A 17,286-nucleotide genomic window follows, 5' to 3' on the forward strand; every position below is an offset into this window, starting at 1 on the left:
ACAGTAGGGACGCAATTAATCACGTCCCTACCTGTTAAAACAACCCATAAAAAAAACCGACCCCGTGGATACGAGATCGGTTTTTGAATTTTTATAGCTGATTACTTGGATACAACCACGTTGAAGCGGCTTGTAGTACCGTTTGCGTAATCCAATGTGAATACGTAAGTACCAGCGTTCATTCCGGCAACGGAAGTCTGGAACTGACCGTTCTCAATTTTCACTTGCTGAGCAGAAACCTGACGACCAGCCATGTCTACAATTTTCAATGCAGCATCTCCGGAAGCATTTACTTTAACTGTAATTGTTTCTTTCGCAGGAACCGGGAATGCAGAAGCACTTACCAATTCATTTTCAGAAACACCTAAGTTAGTTCCTGTATGCAATGCGATAGCAGGAACCGGAAGTCCGCTGAATCCTGCAGGAGTCCATGTACCGGCATCCGAACGGATAGGGAAACGGATTTCGTCATCATCATTCATTGCAAGATCGTAATGATCTGATGTGCTGTAAGCCATGTATACTTTCGGAGAATAGTTGTTGATACATACCAAGTAAGTTTGGTTATTTACCAATTGGTAGTTTGGTGCACTTGTAATCGGCATGAAAACAGGTTTTTCCAACATCGGATCAGCCGGATCCGGGTAAATATAAGATCCTTCAGCAACCTGGCTCAACAGATCAAAAGTTCCGGTTGAAACTGAATGATCCGCATCATTCCATGCGTACAATGTCCATGTTACCTCAACTCCGTCTAATGTTACAGTTGCTGTATCAGCTGCACCAACAGTCATACCACCGTACATTACACCGTCCATTTTCAATCTTCCTGCATTTGGATCTTTCAATACGATACAAGATTCGAACTGTGTTGTAGGCAATGTAGCTGCGCGGTAGAAACCATCAGATTTGATCGTATCCGCAGTCGCGTTCAAACCTGCCAATGACCAAAGACCATTGCTTGTTAAAGCGAAAGTGTTCGAAGATACGTTATCCCCGGAGAATTCATCTGCGTTTGTCATGGCAACTGTGTAAGTAACCTCATACTGACCAGCTGTATAAGAAGCAGCAGAGAAAGTAGGAGTTGTCATGTAAACAGAGTCTCCTGAAGGAATTGTAATTGCGGAAGATGTTTGTGTGTAGATCTGTGTTCCGTTTCTTTTGATCACAGTATTCAAAGTAACACCTGACTGGCTGTTTTGACCAAAGTTGTACACCCATGTTCCCGGATCGAAAGAGAATTCAGTAGCATTTTGTGCTAATTCCACTGGTTTGGAACCAAACTCTGCTCTTGCGGAACTGTTATCAAATGTAGATAGGTCATCCCCGTAGTAACCGGTTTTGTCACCGATCATTGCAACTACATCAGCGCCACCATTAATAGCGTTCATGATTGCCTGACCTGTAGCCAGGTTTACCATCACAACAGGAATCGGAACTGCCGCACCTTCCGTACCACCGTTCATTGCAAGAACAGTTGCATCACGGTTTACGATAATTACCGCAACTGCTCCGGCATTGTAACAATTCTGTGCTTTCACACCGAATCCGCATGCACCAACTCCCGGGTTTCCTCCGTCACCACGGAATACCAGTGCAATTTTTCCCGCCAAATTTTGTGCTTGTGGAGCAGTAAAAGCATTACAACCTGTAGCTGATGCCGGGTTTCCCTGCGCATTGAAACCAGGAGTACCATCATCTGCAACTACAACTGTGTCGATAACCGGTGGCAGACCTGCCAGCGTTGCTGTTCCCCAGCTTGAACCATCACCATTTGATGTGAAATCGTAGAACCCTGCGATAGAAGCTGGCGCTTCAACTGAAAATATCACTTGTGACATAGCAGTTGAACCAACCAGTACTAACCCAAGGGAAAGTAAAAGTTTTTTCATAACATAAGTAAATTAAAGATGCACTAAATGTAAAGAAAAATTAACAAACAAAAAATTTTTGTTTCAATAAACTAATTAATTATTGTCTTGATTTTGAACGATTACCCGCACGCTGGGTGTGTTAAATGAAAAAGGCCTTTCAATTGAAAGGCCTTTTTAGTTGATATATCGTGGAAATATAACGAATCGATTATCACTTCCTGATTTTTAATCTTTTTTACTCCGCAGCAACCATTGCTTTGAAATATTCGCGGTTCATGCGTGCAATGTTCTCCAAAGAGATTTCTTTCGGGCACTCAACGGCACAAGCACCGGTATTGGTACAGTTTCCGAATCCTTCCTCGTCCATTTGTTTCACCATATTCAGAACGCGCTGCTGAGCTTCAACCTGTCCTTGTGGCAATAATGCCAACTGGGATACTTTCGCTGAAACGAACAACATGGCAGAAGCGTTTTTACAGCTTGCAACACAAGCTCCGCAACCGATACATGTTGCAGCTTCAAATGCTTTGTCTGCTTCTGCTTTCCCGATCGGAATAGCATTTGCGTCCATGGTGCGCCCGGAAGTGTTTACAGAAACGAAACCTCCTGCTTGCTGGATACGGTCGAATGCCGAACGGTCTACCACCAAATCCTTGATTACCGGGAAAGCTTTTGCTCTCCATGGCTCTACGTAGATCGTTTCTCCGTCTTTGAATTTACGCATGTGCAACTGGCAAGTTGTTACCGCGCGATCCGGTCCGTGAGCTTCTCCGTTGATGTACAGGGAACACATTCCGCAGATCCCTTCACGGCAATCATGGTCAAATGCGATAGGTTCTTTGCGTTCGTTTACCAGCTGCTCGTTCAATTGGTCCAGCATTTCCAGGAAAGAACTGTCTGTTGAAACATTGTCCAGTTTGTATGTTTCCATACTTCCTTTCGAATTCGCGTTCTTCTGACGCCAAATCTTCAGGTTTATATTAATTGTTTTTGATGCCATCTTTCAATATTTTAATGGTTGATTGGGTTGTAGGAATGCGATGCTTCGCCTTCCTACCGGCCCATCATTCAATTATTTGTAATTTCTCGCTGCGATTTTAATATACTCGTAATTCAATACTTCTTTGTGCAACTCGGATTGGTTGATGTCCATTCCTTTGTATTCCCATGCCCCAACGAAGTTGAAGTTCTGGTCATCACGCAGTGTTTCACCTTCAGCATCCTGGTACTCCTCGCGGAAGTGACCACCACAAGATTCGTTACGCTGCAAAGCATCTCTTGCCATCAATTGGCCCAATTCCATGAAGTCTGCTACGCGAAGTGCTTTCTCCAATTCAGGGTTCAATTCATTTGCGTCTCCCGGAACGTAAACCTCTTTGTAGAATTCTTCACGTAAAGCCGCGATTTCCGAAATAGCTTCCGTTAATCCCTGTGCGTTACGGGCCATTCCTACTTTGTTCCACATGATGTGTCCCAAACGCTTGTGGAAATGATCTACTGTTTTTGAACCGTTGTTGTTCATGAATCTGGAGATCAGACCTCTTACATGATTTTCTGCTTCTTCGAATTCCGGCGAATCCGTTGAGATTTTCCCTGTACGGATATCTCCTGCCAGGTAATCTGAAACGGTGTAAGGAAGAACGAAATACCCGTCTGCCAATCCCTGCATCAGGGCTGAAGCTCCCAAGCGGTTTGCACCGTGATCGGAGAAGTTTGCTTCACCTGCCACGAAACATCCCGGAATGGTAGACTGCAGGTTGTAATCCACCCAAACGCCACCCATCGTATAGTGAACCGCCGGATAAATTTTCATCGGAGTTTCATACGGGTTCTCATCTGTAATTTTTTCATACATCTGGAACAAGTTTCCGTATTTCTCTTCTACCCAGGCTTTACCAAGCGCCATGATTTTTTCCTCTGAAGGATTGTGATCTCCGGCTACCAAAGCAGCTTGTTTTCCTTTTGAACGGATCTCCGAGGAGAAATCCAGGTAAACACCTTCCATCGTGTCATTTGCTTCGATACCGTATCCGGCATCACAACGCTCTTTCGCTGCGCGGGAAGCAACGTCACGAGGAACTAAGTTTCCGAAGGCCGGGTAACGGCGCTCCAGGTAATAATCTCTATCTTCTTCCGCAATCTGTGTAGGTTTTAATTTTCCTGCACGAATTGCTTCCGCATCTTCTTTTTTCTTTGGTACCCAAATACGACCTGAGTTACGCAATGATTCCGACATCAAAGTCAGTTTGGATTGGTTCGTTCCGTGAACCGGGATACATGTCGGGTGAATTTGTACGTAACATGGGTTAGCGAAGTAAGCACCACGTTTGTGTGCTTTCCATGCAGCCGTTACGTTTGATCCCATCGCGTTTGTTGAAAGGAAGTAAACGTTCCCGTATCCACCTGTACACAAGATTACAGCGTGAGCAGAATGGCGCTCAATTTCTCCTGTAATTAAGTTACGTGCAATGATTCCGCGAGCCTTTCCGTCCACTTTCACCAGGTCCAGCATTTCGTGACGGTTGTACATCTGTACATTCCCCAAACCGATTTGGCGGGAAATGGCCGAGTAAGCACCCAGCAAAAGCTGTTGTCCTGTTTGTCCTGCAGCGTAGAACGTACGTTGTACCTGTGTACCACCGAATGAACGGTTATCCAGCAAACCTCCGTACTCACGTGCAAAAGGAACACCCTGGGCAACACACTGGTCGATGATGTTTCCGGAAACTTCCGCTAAACGGTGAACGTTTGCTTCACGTGCACGGTAGTCACCACCTTTGATCGTATCGTAAAATAAACGGTAAATGGAGTCACCGTCATTCTGGTAATTTTTTGCTGCGTTGATACCTCCCTGTGCTGCAATGGAGTGAGCACGACGTGGAGAATCCTGGAAACAGAACGCTTTTACGTTGTATCCCATTTCTCCAAGGGATGCTGCTGCAGAAGCTCCTGCCAAACCTGTACCCACAACGATAATGTCGATTTTCGGGCGGTTATTCGGAGCAACTAAGCGCAGGTGATCTTTGTAGTCGGTCCATTTTTTCGAAATGTGACCTTCTGGTATTTTTGAATCTAGAATAGACATAAAGTACTTTTTTGAATATTATCTTCTTAAATAAATAACAACTGGAATAATCGCAAATAAGAACGGAACTACGATCGAGAATGCTCTTCCCACAAATAAGATCAATCCGTTGTATTTTCGGTGGTTTAGTCCCAATGACTGGAATGCAGAAGCGAAACCATGCCACAAATGGAACATTAAAACAAACATGGAAACCACGTATAGAATAACTGCAACCAAAGCCAGTTTGTTGGTAGGCTGTCCCTGCTGGGATTGCCCGAAGAAGTTCATAACCACCGTGTGCAGATCTTTGTAGCCTTCACCCACCTGCAAACCGGTTTGTTTGTCGTATAGGTGAGACACTTCTTTCACATCGAAAAGTGCTGTGTCTTTTCCTGCAACTGCTTGTCCTGTTTGAGGATTGAAATAAATACCCTGATTCATTTCTTTGATGGTGTAAGGAATGTACTCACCTTTTGTCGTAAGCAAATAGTTGATGCGGATATTGGATACCGTAGTTTGTCCGGTCACCGGATTTTGCTGTTTTTCCGATCGGTCAACAATTTTGGTATGTAACGGAACCGTTTCAGTGATCTTTTGGGACCACCAGAAATTCGCCATGTGCGTGACAATGAACACTAAAATGATCGTACCCAAAATCGCCATGTAGCGGGAAGCTGTGCTGGAGTTTGTTCCGGGACGGTTATAAGCATAGTTTTGCGGACGAGCTTTTTTGTTTTGAACCGCCAGGTACAATCCGATGCAGGCATGCGCCAAAATGGAGAAGTAAGTGACATAAGCCAGGATCTTGATAAAGATGTTGTGGCCCATGAAGTAAGCATACTCATTGAAAGCACGTCTTCCTTCCTCTCCCGTTTTTGTAATTAGCTGCAAATTTCCCAGCAAGTGTCCGATAAGAAAGGTGATCAGGAAAAGCCCCGTGAGAGCCACCCAATACTTCTTTGCTAATGAGGACGTAAATATTCCAGATTTACTCATAGTATTTTTAAAAAATGTTTCAAACGTTACAAATTTAATAGCTAGAACAACCCGAATGACCCTTTCCTCTTATTTAGAAACAATATAGATTATTTTAGAAAAGTGAGAATAAATGCGGATTGGAGCCAAAAAAAGCGGCCAGATGACCGCTTTTCGAAAATTATGAACCGGGTATTTAATGACTTACTACATCGCTATCAAGGGAAATACCTTGCTTTTTCAACAGTTTATTTACGAAAATCGCAAAGAAGGTAATGTAAGCGAAACAAATAGCTCCAACAATGAAAGAAGGTTGGATTCCAATGATGTCGGATAATTTTCCCTGGATTGGCGGAATCAATCCACCACCCAAAATCATCATTACCAGGAAGCCTGAACCCTGCGCCTGGTGTTTTCCCAATCCGGCAAGGGAAAGTGAGAAAATACATGACCACATGGTTGAACAGAAAAGTCCTGCGCTTAAAAAGGCGTAAATGGCAACTGTTCCGGAACTTGTTAACCCGATAAGGATGCAGACCAATCCGAGTGTTCCGAATAAAGCAAGGGAAAAGGCAGGTTTGTCATTGGTTACATAGAATGCAAGAATTTGCAAAAGTACGCAGACAATGTACCAGTAAAGCATATCGATGCGGTAACCTGAAAGCTTGAAAACCCCCAAAATAATTCCGAAGGCAATGAGTGGAACAACAAATTTCAGGATCATTTTTGCCTGGTTCGACAAATTGAAGGCATTAATGGATCCCGACCAGCGACCGATCATCATACTTCCCCAATACATGGCAATGTAGGGTGTAGTTTCGGACGACTCCAAACTACCGAAAGCCGGTTGTTTCAATAATTCGCTCAGGTTACTTCCTATGGCAACTTCCACACCCACGTAAACGAAAATGGCAAGCATTCCGAGACTTAACTGCGGATATTGCATTGCTCCCCAGCCGCTTTCATTCTTTTTGGCAGAACGATTCGCAAATAAAATTCCTCCAAGTACCACCAGGATTCCTGCAGAAAGCCAGATCATCCGTTTTTTCTCAAGTGGCCCGGAAATTTTTTTGATCTCTGTTTCGATGTCTTTTTTCGTCTCTTGCTGAGCAGTCGTTAGTTGCTTGATCGGTTTGTTGTCTTTTCCGATTGTCAGTTGTTCCAGATCTCCTTTTAATTCAGTTAATTGCTTGGCTTCATCGGAACGGTAGCTGTTGAAAACAGGAGCGAAACAAGCGATCAGCAAACCGGTTACGACTAATAGGGTTACCATGGTTTTCTTTGCTTTTTCACTTGCGGGTATTTCCGAATCCATTTTACCTGCGGGAACTTTCTTAGAGAAACCGAATAACGCCGCGACTCCCAGGAATAAGCACCCTACGCAGGCATAAAGAAAGATTACTTTATTCAGGCTCAGTTTGGAGATCATTTCATCACTTACGGCCGCCGAACTTCCGAAAAGTGCCAGGGACACAACCACAGGCCCGATCGTTGTACCGAAGCTATTGATACCACCACCGAGGTTGATTCGGTTACTTCCGGTTTTTTCATCACCCAATGAAATCATGAATGGATTGGCCGCTGTTTGCTGCAGGGAAAATCCCAACGCAACAATAAACAAACCGAAGAGCATCGCTGCAAATACATTGAGGTAAACGGAAATGATCATCATGGTTGCACCCAAAGCAGAAAAAAGCAATCCGTTGACAATACTTTTCTTATATCCCCAGGTAGAAACCAGGTCCTGCCGGGTAAGAGTGCTGAACACGAAAAGACCCAATGCACCCAGGTAATAAGCCCCGTAAAAAGCAAAATCAATCAGCTGGCTTTGAAACTGGTCCAGCCCGAAGTAATGTTTACAAAATGGAATGAAAATACTGTTTCCTGCCGCAATGAATCCCCAGAAGAAGAAGACGGTCGTCAGGGTGGAAAGTGCTCCGTAGTTTGTTTTTGTAGTTTGCATGGGTAGTTTTTTCAAATTATATAAGCGAAAAATAAGTATAAAAAATTAATAATGGTACTTTTTACAATTTGTGATCATTTTATTAACTGATTCGTTTTGCGATAGTACGGATTTTATTTTTCATTCAGCAATTTTTGAATATCCTTAATCAGTTTATCCACTTCTTTGGAATCTGTTCCGTCGTAATATCCGCGAATGCGTTTTTGCGTGTCTACCAGCACAAAGTAGTTGGTATGTATAAAATCCGAACCGACATCTCCCTGGTTTTGAGCTTCAGCGGGTTTCAGAACAAAAAAACTTCTCCGGGCAAGCTTATACAGGTCTTTTTTCTCTCCGGTTAAAAAATGCCACTGGTTGGGATCGGCCCCATGTCCTTCTGCATACGTTTTCATTTGTGCAACGGAGTCGGTTTCAGGGTCCACCGTAAAACTCAGAATTTTGAAGTTGTCGTTCCCCTTAAAGGCGGCCTGTACTCTTCGCATTTCAGAATTCATGATGGGGCAAATGGTTCCGCAAGTCGTAAAAAAGTATTCGGCCACGTAGATTTTTCCTTTCAGGTCTTTGGATCCATAGGATTGACCTGTTTGATCGAGAAAAGAAAATTCCTGGATGCGGTGTCCATATCCTTTTCTTGCCAGGTCTTTGTCCACCATCTCGGATTCTACATCAATCGGATTGTAGATTTTCAATGGTTTCTCACCCGGCCGGGTAAAAAAATAAGCTACGATGACTCCGGCAACGAAGATAAGGGCAACAATAAAAACGCGCATCTTTGTTTTTTCACAAAAATACGCGCTAAATGAATTGGATGGATATTAATCTCCCCCTAATTTCAACGTATATTGAAGCATCACCGTTCTTGGCGGTTCAATTTTCAATGGTCTTAATGAATAGGTTCTATTCAAAATGTTACTTCCGATAATCGCAAAGCGGTGTTTGTCTTTTAATAAATACGAAATACGCGCATCGAAAATCCAGTTGCCATGTCGGTGTTTTTCGAAATAATCCATGTAATAAATATCCTGAAGGAACTCAATGTCTTTCGTAAGCTTTTCAAAATCTTTAATGATAGCATCCATATTAACGATCTTAGAAAAGTATTTTGCACTCATTCCGATTGAAAATTTCTTGGCAAAAGTGTATTCCATATCAATCTTCACATTGTGCAGGAAGCGGTACTTCAGGATCTTTGATGTAGAATCCAAAGAGGTGGAGTTGTATGTGAATTTTCTATTCAGGGAGTCTATTGCGTATAAATAATTGGGAGTTAAAGTAGTCGGTACAATGTAAGTGTATCCGCATAGGAATGTCAGATCACTTTTTTTACCGATGACTACTGTACCTGCTAAAGAAGCGTCAATCCCTTTTACTCTGGATTTACCTGTATTTAAGAATTTAAATCCGGCAGAAGAAGACATCGTTTCAGCAGAAGTAATCGGATGCCAGATACCGAACATATACTCAATTGTGTTTTGATATTCCTGCCAAAATCCCGCAACGTCAAAGAAACTCATTACCGGCCCGATTTTAAACCCTTGTTTGATACCAAATTCTGCATTCCAGCTGGTTTCTGCTTTTAGCTCCGGGTTAGGAAATACTCCGAAGTTACCAACTCCGGTTTTAATGTAGCGTTCTGTAATGGTTGGAAAACGATACCCTTGTCCATAAGATGCCCTTAAGAAAGTTGCTTTGTGAACTTTGAAATTGGTTCCGGCTCTGAAAATAGGTTTAAGGGCAGTCAGGCTGTCGTTTAATTGGAAATATTCTAATCGGCCGCCTAATGAAATGGTTAACCTTTCCCAGAATTTTTTTTCAGCCTGGGCATAAGCAGAGATATTCAATAGTTGATTGTAAGGGGAACCGGAGGCACGATAGATATTTGAATAGGAATGTGTATGCTGAACTGTGACGCCGCCCACAAAATCAACTGGAATTATTTGTTTAATAGAGGTGCGGTATTGATAATCACCGTATAGAACGGTGGATTGATTGTCCTGATTAGCTGTCAGTTCATTAACCGTGCGGAACAATCGCGTGCGTAAACTATGTTTGGCTCCGCGTTTTGTGGAATAAAGAATGTAAGGATCAATATTAAAGATCAACTGATTTTGAAGAAACGCCGCTCCGGGGTATGCACGGTAAAGTCCGGAGGAATCATCCAGCCAGGCAAAAACCATATTGGATTGGGAAAGCATGAAATTTCCGTTTATCCCATACACTAATCCCTTTGTTTTAATGGATCTTCTGGATAAGTTAAAATTAATTCGCGCACGCTTACTTACCATCTGCTTATTGGAAAAATTTGTAATCGTATCTTTCCAAACAATGCTGTCTGTAATTATTGCAGGTCCCATATAACCATGGTCATAATTGAAATTCCCTCCAAAGACCAAATCCCATTGTTTGTATTTACGGGAGTGTAAAAAAGTTGCTCCTGCGATTAATGGTGTATCGTCATACCATTTTGAACCTTCTTCATTTGGGGTACTGTACAACCCGGAATATAAGATAACTTTAGTAAGAGGTTTGGCTGTCGGATAAGCAGTTCTAATGTTTACTGATCCGGATAAAGCAGCACTTCCGGAAAGTACGGAAGCCGCACCTTTGATTACTTCTACCTGACTGATATTTTCAACCGGTATGAATCCCCATTCAGGTCTCCCGGCATCTCCCGATAGCATCGGCATATCGTCGACCATCACAGCTACTTTGGAACCAACACCGAAAGTAAATCCGCTTCCTCCCCGGATTTGCGGTTCTCCGTCCAGGATATTCAATCCGGGAGTTTGGTCCAATGCCGTCTCAATGCTTCGGGTATTCTTGCTTTCTATTAATCGTGGTTTCAGTACTTCCATGGAAACCGTCTGATCTTCCAGAGGCTTGTCAAATTTTCCTACTTTGACTTCTACTACATCCAATACGGTTGAAATTTCTTCCATCGGGATGTCCAATTCAATCAATCCGTTTTCTGTCACATTGATTTGAATGGTATCCGTATTCATTCCTTCCATCCGGCAAATCAGGTTGTAAACCCCTACAGGAAGTTCCAGAACGAACTGACCGTTCTCATCCGAATTGGCTCCATAAAGCTGGTTGGTTTTTACAAAAACAGTTGCACCTACTACAGCTTCTCCCTGAAGGTCGCGAACTTTACCTGTAATCCTGCCGGTTTGAGCAAAAATAAAAGAGGATATGGAAAGTAATAGAATGGAAAGCAGGTACTTCATAAATGTAGCTTTAAAAAAGTGAACCACCATCCTGATTAGGAATGGTGGTTACACGACAAAGGTATGAAATTTTTATTTCTTGATAATGCGAATTGATTGAACCCCTTGTTCCTGAGATAATTGAAGAACATAGACTCCATTTTCGAACGCAGAAATATCAATGCTGTTAGCTGCGCTTGAAACAACTCCGTTTGAAACCACTTGTCCTGAAACAGAAACAACGGTGTAAGTTGTATTACCTGTAATGTTTGACAAGATCAATTTACCTTCCGTTGGATTCGGATAAACAGTGATAGCTTCCAGTTCAGTTTCGTTCAATCCTAAACACTCATCAACCATGATCGTATTTGTAGCTGTATTTGAACATCCGTTTGCATCCGTGAAAGAATAAGTGATTGTTTCAGTTCCGATACCAGCTGTTGCCGGGTTAAAGTTTCCACCGCTAACACCGGTTCCGCTATAGTTTCCTCCAGCAGGTGCACCACCGGTTAAAGCAAATGCAGGATTGTAAACACATACATCTGAGAAGTTTGCCAAAGTCACGTTAGGAGCTGCATTTACAATAATGGTAGCTGTTTCTACATCTGAAGGGCAGGAACCAACTGCTGCGATTGTATTTGTAACGGTATAAGTACCGGCTGTAGATGCAGATAAATCCACTATTCCTGAGTTGGAGTTTATTACCAAACCGGTTGTAGAAGAGAATACTCCTCCGTTTGCTCCTGTTCCGAATACAGGAGAAGGGTCTGTTGCATTCGTACAATAAGCCGCCTGAGAATAGGAGAATGCAGCATCCGGAGTTAATGTTAAAGTTACATTTGTTTGGCTCATGCTGGGACATATCCCGCCTACATTATAAGTAACAGTGTAAGTTCCGGCCGTACTTGTTGTAACATCAATTTCTCCGGTTGTGGTGCTTACAAATACCAACCCTGAAGTGGAAGAGAATGTTCCTGCCATTGCTGTAGTAGGAATTGGGTTGGCATCGGAAAGACAAATCGTATTGGAAGGATAACTAAATGATGCATCAGAAGCAGCATTGATTGTAATGCTGGTTGTTTTCGTATCCGGGCAAGCACCTGAAGTTGTATTGGTAACGGTATAAGTTCCCGGAGTACTTGCAGCAAGGTCAATTACTCCGGTTGTTGAGTTGATAACCAATCCTGAGGTAGAAGAGAATGTCCCTGCATCAACAACTGTTGGCGTTTGGTTTCCTGCATCTGAACAATAAGTTGCACTGCTGTAACTGAATGTTGCATCATCATAATCGTTTACAGTTACAGTCACAGGTGTTGAAGTTGTTGATCCCCATTGGTTCGTTACAGTTAATGTTGCGGTATAAGTTCCTGCAACATTGTATTGGTGAACAGGGTTAGCTGTTGTTCCATTAGGAGTTCCGTCTCCGAAGTTCCAGGAATAAGAAGTCGGATAGTTAGTAGACGTACTTGTAAAAGTTACGTTTCCTCCGGTACAAATAGTTGCAGCAGTATTGGTGAAAGATGCTTTAGGAACGTAAATCATTTCTACGTCATCGATGATTAACGAATCCTTATCCGAACCACCACCGGGAGTTTTGTGTGTTGCAAAAGTACCTATAACATATGCTCCGAGGTTGGGAGTAGTTACATAGTCAAAAGGAATAGAAATTCTTTTCCAACCACCGCCGGTATAAGGGATGTTTTTGATGGCTTTAGCAACAACGTTTGTCCCGTTTACGTCATTCGGATCTTTGAAATTGTTGACATTTTTATGGATCACAAAACTAACCCGTGCCGAATCATTTTGTGCTGTATTTGTAGGTTTGTATCTCAGCCACACAACCACTGAATCAGGAGTGTCTGTAAAAGCTTCTGATTTAGCAGTAGAACTATTATCTGTATAATTGTAATTGGATGTGCTCGACGGTGTTGAACTTCCCATATTGATAATACCACATGTCATGTTTCCTTGAGCAATAGTTCCTGAAATTGGTTCCTTCGCCCAAATTCTGACAGAATATATTCCTGTGGATCCAGGTCTGTGATCAGTTATTTTTCCCATTGTAGAGCCACCAAACAAAAAAGCAACTCCTCCTGTTCCGGATTTGAAACTGTTCCAGTTAACAGGTTCAGCATTTTCGTTGGTAGATGTTTCCCAGGTTTCAAAACCACCATTTCCCATCTGTGTTTGGGCAGAAGCTTGCAGTGTAAGTGTGAATAAAGATAAACTGAGTAAAATTTTTCTCATAGTACGTTGATTTAAGATTCCGAATAGAATCTGGTTTAAGTAAAAACAAATTTAACCGATTTATTGAATCGAACCAGTTTTTAACATAGTTGACCCGGGTAAACCTTGGATTTTTAGGCAGATACCCGTTTTTTCGGATTTTAAACCGGAGGCCGGAATCATCCTGAAATGGAGCTTTTAAAAATGGCTTTTTAGTATTGAATTCCTGCTAAATCGTTTCCCGGAGCTCTTAACGATTCTTTAAACTCCGGAATGAACCAACACCCGTGGATTTCTATTATTTTTGAAGCAAACTCGAAGAAATGAATAAAAAGCTCTTAGCCGAAATATGTAAAACTCCCGGTGCACCCGGATATGAAGACCGCGTCAGAAAACTGGTATTGCGTGAAATAGAGTCTCTTTGCGACAAAGTAGAAGTCGACAATATGGGCAACGTTTACGGAATCCGTAAAGGGAAATCCGAACAATCCGTTATGATCGGTGCGCACATGGACGAAATCGGGTTCATGGTTACTTACATTGATGACAAAGGATTTATCCGTTTTACGACTCTGGGCGGCTTTGACCCGAAAACACTGACGGCTCAGCGTGTAATCATTCATGGAAAAGAGGATGTAATCGGGGTGATGGCTTCAAAACCGATTCACGTGATGACACAGGACGAACGCAACAAGGTGGCGAAACTTTCCGATTACTTTGTGGATACCGGTTTGCCTGCTGAGAAAGTGAAAGAATTGATCTCGATCGGTGATGTGATCACACGTGAAAGGGAATTCATCGAAATGGGAGAGTGTTTCAACAGCAAGTCCCTGGATAACCGCCTGGCAGTTTTTATTGCTATTGAAGTACTTAAATTATTGAAGGGCAAAGAACTTCCGCATGATGTATACATGGTTTTCACCGTTCAGGAAGAAGTGGGAATCCGCGGTGCCAACGTGGCAAGTTTGAATATCAAACCGACGTTCGGTTTTGGTTTGGATACCACCATTGCATTCGATTTACCGGGAGCGGCGGCTCACGAGCAAATTACCAAACTGGGCGAAGGGACGGCTATCAAAATCATGGATGCCTCAACCATTTGTGATTCGCGGATGGTTCGTTACATGAAAGAAGTGGCCGATAGAAATAAGATAAAATGGCAGCCGGAAATCCTGACAGCAGGAGGAACGGACACAGCAGGAATTCAGCGTATGTCGCCGGGCGGATCCATCGCAGGAGCGGTTTCCATCCCGACCAGGCATTTGCACCAGGTGATTGAAATGGCGCACAAAGACGATATCCAGGCAAGTATCGATTTACTGGCTTCATGTTTGTTAGAGCTCGATCAGTTTAGGCTGGAATATTAAGATTATAGATTTCGATTATGAGAAAAATTATTTTGTTTTCGGTCCTGTTTACTGTTTGTTCGGTAAACGGATTTTCGCAAAAAGAATCCAAAAAAGGAGCGCTTCAGTCATTTCACGGCCGTGCGATTGTTTCGTACAACGTGGAAAACCTGTTTGATACCATTGATGACAAGGATGTGATCGATGAAGAATTCCTTCCGGATGGAAAATTGAAATGGAATTCGGGAAGATACCATGTGAAACTGGACCATTTGGTGGAAGCAATCACGATGAACCTTCCGGAAAACCCGATTGTGATCGGTTTGGTGGAAATTGAGAACAAGGGAGTTTTGATGGATTTGAAGAAAACAGGCCGTCTGGCAAAAACCGGTTATGAGATCGCTCATAAAGATTCTCCGGACGCACGTGGAATTGACTGTGGTTTGCTCTACGATAAAAGCGCTTTCAAACTGCTGAAGATGGAAACCCTGAAAGTTGCTATCGATTCCATTCCGGATTTCAAAACACGCGATATTTTATATGTCAAAGGGCAATTGGAAGGTGGAAAGATCATTCACTTATTCGTCAATCACTGGCCATCCCGAAGAGGCGGAGAAGGGGAATCTGAAATCCGCAGGATCCAGGCTGCAACGGTTGCTCGTGCAAAAGTGGAGCAAATCCTGAAAGCTGATCCGAAAGCAAACATTGTTCTGATGGGTGATTTTAACGATCATCCGGATAATACGTCCATCCAGAAAGTGCTGAAAGCTAAATCCGTTACGGATGCAAATGCTGACCTGGTGGATTTGTTTGAAGACGATCATAAAGCCGGAAAAGGAACACACAATTACAAAGGTGAATGGGGTGTTCTGGATCATTTTATCGTTTCAAAAGCGCTTTACAACGGAACAGGTGGAATCGCCCTTTCACCGAATGACGGGAAGATCGTTTATGAGGAAAAATTATTGTTCACTGGAAAAGACGGAAGTAAAAAACCTTCCACGACTTATGGCGGACCAAATTATTACGGAGGTTATTCGGATCATTTACCGATCCAGTTGATTTTAAAGTAAGAGAAAGCACTGCTTTCGATAAAATAGGGCCGTAAATTTTTGCGGCCCTGTTTTTTGAGATAAAATGTGTATTTTCGGTTTCAGATCGCTTAAGGTATGAAAACAATTTCTTTCACAACATCGCAATTTGTTACGATAGACTATGAGCTTGCAAGCCCGGTCTACAGAGCGGTTGCTGCCTTTTTGGACGTGATCTTCCTGCTGATCTACATGGCAATTGCCAGTTATGTGATCTCCATGAACCTGTTCGATGTCAATATGGACGTAGTGAAAGACCGGTGGTCGCTCTTGAGTATTTTTCTCCTGCGATTGCCCTGGTTATTATATTCTCCGGTGATGGAATACCTCACCAATGGGCGTTCTTTAGGGAAACTCATCATGGGAATTCGCGTGGTAAAGAGCAACGGGGAAACTGCCGGATTGAGAGAATATTTTACCCGCTGGATTTTCAGAGTAGTGGATATCTGGGTCGGAGGTTTCGGCTTCCTGGCTTTACTGGTTTCCGGTACAACGGAAAAAAGACAGCGCATCGGGGATATCATGGCGGATACGGTGGTTATTAAAGTGAAAGACACACAAATTTATAATCTGAGAGATGTGCTTTCGATCAAAAGCTCCGATAACCACGTTCCTACTTATCCGAATGTGGTCCGCTTTTCAGACGAAGACATGCTTTTGATTAAAAACACCATTTTGCGTGTACAGCGCTATCCGAATCAGTCCAATAAAGATTTTGCGATTGAATTGGCGGATGAAACAGCGCGTTTGATCGGTTTACCGGAAACTCCGGCTAAGCGAATGGAATTCCTGAAAACCGTATTACAGGATTACGTGGTACTAACACGCTAAAACGAACTAAAATGGGTGTGTTATTTGTTGTTCCGACTCCTGTTGGAAATCTGGAAGATATTACGTTGAGAGCGATCCGCCTGCTGAAAGAAGCAGAAATCATTTATTCGGAAGATACGCGTGTAACGAAGAAATTACTGTCTCACCTGGAAATTACCGGGAAGCAGATCATACCTTTTCACGCACACAATGAGCACAAGCAACTGGAACGTTCCGTTCAAACAGTTCGGGAAAACCAATGCACGGTTTTGGTTTCGGATGCCGGAACACCGGCTATTTCGGATCCCGGATTTTTGCTGGTGAGAGCTTGTGTGGAAGCGGGCCTCGAAGTAACTTGTTTGCCCGGACCTACAGCTTTTGTTCCTGCACTGGTTGCCAGTGGTTTTCCATGCGACCGTTTTGTGTACGAAGGATTCCTTCCGCATAAAAAGGGAAGACAAACCAAATGGCTTTCCTATAAGGAAGAAGAACGAACCATCGTTTTATACGAATCACCGCACCGGATTATCAAAGCACTGGAAGAATGTGTCAATTTCCTGGGGCCTGACAGGGAAGTGTGTGTAGCTCGTGAGATCAGCAAATTATTCGAACAGTTCGTTCGGGGAAGGGCAGAAGACGTGCTGAAACACTTTCAGCAAACTCCGCCGAAAGGAGAAATCGTATTGCTTGTAAAAGGAATTTAATAGATAGCAGGTAAGCGATTAACC

General features: G+C 42.9%; 12 protein-coding genes. 4 read left to right on the forward strand and 8 right to left on the reverse strand.

From position 1 onward, the window contains the following. Positions 1-101: 101 nt before the first annotated feature. The 8 genes from ABDW02_RS13150 to ABDW02_RS13185 form a co-directional block, all read right to left on the reverse strand. Positions 102-1,892 (reverse strand): PA domain-containing protein, encoded by a 1,791-nt coding sequence (locus tag ABDW02_RS13150; protein WP_343635124.1) that lies wholly within the window; start codon positions 1,890-1,892, stop codon positions 102-104. Between the two features lie 217 nt (positions 1,893-2,109). Continuing rightward, positions 2,110-2,874: a succinate dehydrogenase/fumarate reductase iron-sulfur subunit gene (locus ABDW02_RS13155; RefSeq protein ID WP_343635126.1), complete on the reverse strand. Its 765-nt coding sequence runs from the start codon at positions 2,872-2,874 to the stop codon at positions 2,110-2,112. Between the two features lie 72 nt (positions 2,875-2,946). Then, positions 2,947-4,959 (reverse strand): fumarate reductase/succinate dehydrogenase flavoprotein subunit, encoded by a 2,013-nt coding sequence (locus ABDW02_RS13160; protein ID WP_343635128.1) that lies wholly within the window; start codon positions 4,957-4,959, stop codon positions 2,947-2,949. 18 nt (positions 4,960-4,977) lie between these two features. Continuing rightward, complete coding sequence (locus ABDW02_RS13165; protein WP_343635130.1) at positions 4,978-5,937, reverse strand: succinate dehydrogenase cytochrome b subunit; 960 nt, start codon at positions 5,935-5,937, stop codon at positions 4,978-4,980. Positions 5,938-6,112: 175 nt separating this feature from the next. Continuing rightward, a complete protein-coding gene (locus tag ABDW02_RS13170; protein WP_343635132.1) occupies positions 6,113-7,879 on the reverse strand; it encodes an MFS transporter in 1,767 nt (588 codons plus the stop codon). A 113-nt stretch (positions 7,880-7,992) separates the two neighbouring features. Beyond that, on the reverse strand, positions 7,993-8,649 hold the full coding sequence (locus tag ABDW02_RS13175; protein WP_343635134.1) for an SCO family protein: 657 nt from the start codon (positions 8,647-8,649) through the stop codon (positions 7,993-7,995). Between the two features lie 45 nt (positions 8,650-8,694). Further along, positions 8,695-11,106 carry a TonB-dependent receptor gene (locus tag ABDW02_RS13180; protein WP_343635136.1) on the reverse strand — a complete coding sequence of 804 codons (2,412 nt, stop codon included), beginning with the start codon at positions 11,104-11,106 and terminating at the stop codon, positions 8,695-8,697. Positions 11,107-11,178: 72 nt separating this feature from the next. Further along, positions 11,179-13,332, reverse strand: coding sequence for a PKD domain-containing protein (locus ABDW02_RS13185; protein WP_343635138.1), 2,154 nt, complete (start codon positions 13,330-13,332; stop codon positions 11,179-11,181). A 302-nt stretch (positions 13,333-13,634) separates the two neighbouring features. Between ABDW02_RS13185 and ABDW02_RS13190 the strand changes: the two genes are divergently transcribed. From ABDW02_RS13190 to rsmI, 4 genes are all read left to right on the forward strand, one after another. Further along, complete coding sequence (locus ABDW02_RS13190; protein ID WP_343635140.1) at positions 13,635-14,678, forward strand: M42 family metallopeptidase; 1,044 nt, start codon at positions 13,635-13,637, stop codon at positions 14,676-14,678. A gap of 17 nt (positions 14,679-14,695) precedes the next feature. Further along, a complete protein-coding gene (locus ABDW02_RS13195) occupies positions 14,696-15,730 on the forward strand; it encodes an endonuclease/exonuclease/phosphatase family protein (protein WP_343635142.1) in 1,035 nt (344 codons plus the stop codon). Positions 15,731-15,826: 96 nt separating this feature from the next. Then, positions 15,827-16,579: an RDD family protein gene (locus ABDW02_RS13200; protein ID WP_343635144.1), complete on the forward strand. Its 753-nt coding sequence runs from the start codon at positions 15,827-15,829 to the stop codon at positions 16,577-16,579. 11 nt (positions 16,580-16,590) lie between these two features. Then, entirely contained in the window at positions 16,591-17,262 is a 672-nt protein-coding gene (gene rsmI / locus ABDW02_RS13205) for a 16S rRNA (cytidine(1402)-2'-O)-methyltransferase (RefSeq protein WP_343635145.1), read from the forward strand. The last annotated feature ends 24 nt before the right edge of the window (positions 17,263-17,286 follow it).

Source organism: Fluviicola sp. (genome assembly GCF_039596395.1).
Classification (GTDB): Bacteria; Bacteroidota; Bacteroidia; order Flavobacteriales_D; family Crocinitomicaceae; genus Fluviicola.

What these genes read in the sequence shown, in the direction of transcription:
- ABDW02_RS13150 (WP_343635124.1), bottom strand. Translation starts at nt 1,892, where the DNA reads ATGAAAAAACTTTTACTTTCCCTTGGGTTAGTACTGGTTGGTTCAACT.
- ABDW02_RS13155 (WP_343635126.1), bottom strand. Translation starts at nt 2,874, where the DNA reads ATGGCATCAAAAACAATTAATATAAACCTGAAGATTTGGCGTCAGAAG.
- ABDW02_RS13160 (WP_343635128.1), bottom strand. Translation starts at nt 4,959, where the DNA reads ATGTCTATTCTAGATTCAAAAATACCAGAAGGTCACATTTCGAAAAAA.
- ABDW02_RS13165 (WP_343635130.1), bottom strand. Translation starts at nt 5,937, where the DNA reads ATGAGTAAATCTGGAATATTTACGTCCTCATTAGCAAAGAAGTATTGG.
- ABDW02_RS13170 (WP_343635132.1), bottom strand. Translation starts at nt 7,879, where the DNA reads ATGCAAACTACAAAAACAAACTACGGAGCACTTTCCACCCTGACGACC.
- ABDW02_RS13175 (WP_343635134.1), bottom strand. Translation starts at nt 8,649, where the DNA reads ATGCGCGTTTTTATTGTTGCCCTTATCTTCGTTGCCGGAGTCATCGTA.
- ABDW02_RS13180 (WP_343635136.1), bottom strand. Translation starts at nt 11,106, where the DNA reads ATGAAGTACCTGCTTTCCATTCTATTACTTTCCATATCCTCTTTTATT.
- ABDW02_RS13185 (WP_343635138.1), bottom strand. Translation starts at nt 13,332, where the DNA reads ATGAGAAAAATTTTACTCAGTTTATCTTTATTCACACTTACACTGCAA.
- ABDW02_RS13190 (WP_343635140.1), top strand. Translation starts at nt 13,635, where the DNA reads ATGAATAAAAAGCTCTTAGCCGAAATATGTAAAACTCCCGGTGCACCC.
- ABDW02_RS13195 (WP_343635142.1), top strand. Translation starts at nt 14,696, where the DNA reads ATGAGAAAAATTATTTTGTTTTCGGTCCTGTTTACTGTTTGTTCGGTA.
- ABDW02_RS13200 (WP_343635144.1), top strand. Translation starts at nt 15,827, where the DNA reads ATGAAAACAATTTCTTTCACAACATCGCAATTTGTTACGATAGACTAT.
- rsmI (WP_343635145.1), top strand. Translation starts at nt 16,591, where the DNA reads ATGGGTGTGTTATTTGTTGTTCCGACTCCTGTTGGAAATCTGGAAGAT.